Source organism: Nocardia harenae NBRC 108248 (assembly GCF_001612885.1).
Lineage (GTDB): Bacteria > Actinomycetota > Actinomycetes > Mycobacteriales > Mycobacteriaceae > Nocardia > Nocardia harenae.
Map to the genome: position 1 here is coordinate 1 of NZ_BDBH01000020.1, position 2,222 is coordinate 2,222.

The 2,222-nt window shown below is 72.6% G+C and carries 1 protein-coding gene and 1 pseudogene; one reads left to right on the top strand and one right to left on the bottom strand.

Annotation, left to right across the window (positions count from 1 at the left end):
* Positions 1-288 (bottom strand): annotated as a pseudogene (locus NH2_RS29130) (hypothetical protein); the annotation flags it as partial.
* A 57-nt stretch (positions 289-345) separates the two neighbouring features.
* On the opposite strand from NH2_RS29130, the gene NH2_RS27830 reads away from it, so the two are divergent.
* A complete protein-coding gene (locus tag NH2_RS27830) occupies positions 346-2,112 on the top strand; it encodes a hypothetical protein (protein WP_157104009.1) in 1,767 nt (588 codons plus the stop codon).
* Positions 2,113-2,222 lie beyond the last annotated feature (110 nt).

The following is a 2,222-nucleotide window of genomic DNA, read 5'->3' on the forward strand; positions in this document are numbered from 1 at the left end:
GGCGCGCTCATCATCGGCGGCGCGCTCATCGGTGGCGCGCCCATCGTCGGCGGCGCCGACCCGCTCGGCGGAGTCCGAGAGCGCCGCGGCATCGCCGTCACCGGCACCATCCGGACCGGCGCTGACGCCGCGCTCGCGATCGTCATTCGACCCACCGTCGTCGTCCGCGCGGTCGCCGATGCCGGCCGAGCGGATATCGGCGGCGCGCTCGTCGGCACGCTGGTCGACGCCGCGCTCATCGGCACCGATCGCGGCGTTTTCGATACCGTCAGCGCGGTCATCGCGCACGTCCGCAGCGTCCGTGCGGTCATCGCGCCCGTCCGCGCGATCGCCGACAGCGTCCGCGTGATCGCCGCGCACGTCCGCGCGGGCGTCATCACGACCTACCCGGTCGTCGGCACCGGGGGTATCCCGCTCGTCCACGCGAGCGTCGAAGTCCCGCTCTTCGGCCCGAGGATCGCTCTCTCGATCACTCCGGTTGCGATCGTTCCGCCGGAATTCCCTGCCCCGGTTGACCGCAGGCCGGTCACCGTCGCGCCGGAAATCACCGCCGCGATCGTTCCCGCGCTGGAACCCGCTCTGCCGATTCCCACTCCGGTCATCGGACCGGCTGTCGTCCCGACCGCCATCCCGCCGGAACCCGCCCTTACCCGCCGGCCGGTCACCCCCGTGCCGGAACCCGCCGTCACGGTCCCCGCCACGCTGGTACCCGCCCTGGTTCGAGCCGCCGGAGCCGTAGCCCCCGCGCGATCCGCCATCGCGATCGTCGCGTCGGAACCCGCCTTCACGGCCCCCGCCGCGGGGACGATCGTCCCCGCGGAAACCCCCGTCGCGATCGTCGCGCCGGAAGCCGCTCTCGCGGTGGTCGTTGCGGTAACCGCCCTCGCGGTCCCCTCCCCGGCGGAACCCGCCGTCCCGCCGGTCGCGGTCATTGCCGCGGAACCCGCTCCCGCGGTCATCGCGGCGAGAGTTCCCGCGGTCGTCGCGGCGAGGGTTGTCGCGGTCATCGCGCCGGAACCCGCCGCCGCGGTCATCGCGCCGATTTCCACCCTCGCGGAATCCGCTCCCGCGATCATCCCGCCGGGATCCGTTCTCGCCGCCCCGCCGGAATCCGCCCTCGTGGCTGTCGTTATCACGCCGGAAACCGCCCTCGCGATCGCCGCCATCGCCACCGCGCCGAAAACCGCCATCGCCACTGCGGCGGAAACCGCCCTCACGATCGCCACCGCGCTGGAAACCGCTGCCGCGGCTGTCGTCACCGCCGCGCCGATAACCGCTATCGCGGCCGTCACCGTCGCCACCTCGGCGGAAACCGCTATCGCGGCCGTCACCGTCGCCACCTCGGCGGAAACCGCTGCCGCGGCTGTCACCGTCGCCACCTCGGCGGAAACCGCTATCGCGGCTGTCACCGGTACCGCCGCGACGGTAGCCGCTATCGCGGTTCTCAGTACCGCCGCCGCGCCCGGAGCCGCTCGCACGGTCGTCGTTGTCACGGCTGCGCCGGAAGCCACCCTGGCGGTTGTCGTTGTCGCGCCGGGAGTTGCCATCGCGATCACCACCGTCGCGCCGAAAACCTCCGCTCCGGTCACCCCGGTCACGGTCGAATCCGCCACCCCGGTTGCCACTGTCGCCGCCGCGGCGGAAGCCGCCGTCGCGATCGCCACCGCGCTGGTATCCGCCACCGTCACGCCGGTCATCGCCACCGCGGTCGTCGCGGCGGAAACCGCTCTCGCGATCATCGCGGCGGGAGCCGCTGTCCCGGTCGTCCCGGCGGAAACCGCTGTCGCCCGCACGGCGATCGTCGTTTCGCTGGTGGCCGCCGCGGCTGTCCTGCCGATCCCCGCGGTCGTCGCGGCGGAATCCGCCCTCGCGGCGCGAACCGCCGTCGCGATCGTCGCGCCGGAAGCCGCCGCGGGAACTGTCACCGCGGTCGCCGTCGGGCCGGAAACCGCCCTGGCGGTTGTCGTTTCGGCGGGAATCACCCGAGCCGCGCCGGTCGGAGTCGCCCTGCGAGGCGTCACGCCGGAAGGGCTTCCGGTCGTCGTTCCGTTCCGGCACGATGTTCCCTTTCCGAATTCCCGGGCCCGCCGGGAGAAGTATGTTCGCTCTTGAATTCAACCATGCTGCGGGCAGCACGAAGCACCCGCCTGCCGACGGGTGCGATCGAGCCCCGAAACGAGATCAGGGGACCCACCTCGGTGGATCCCCTGATCTAACAATTT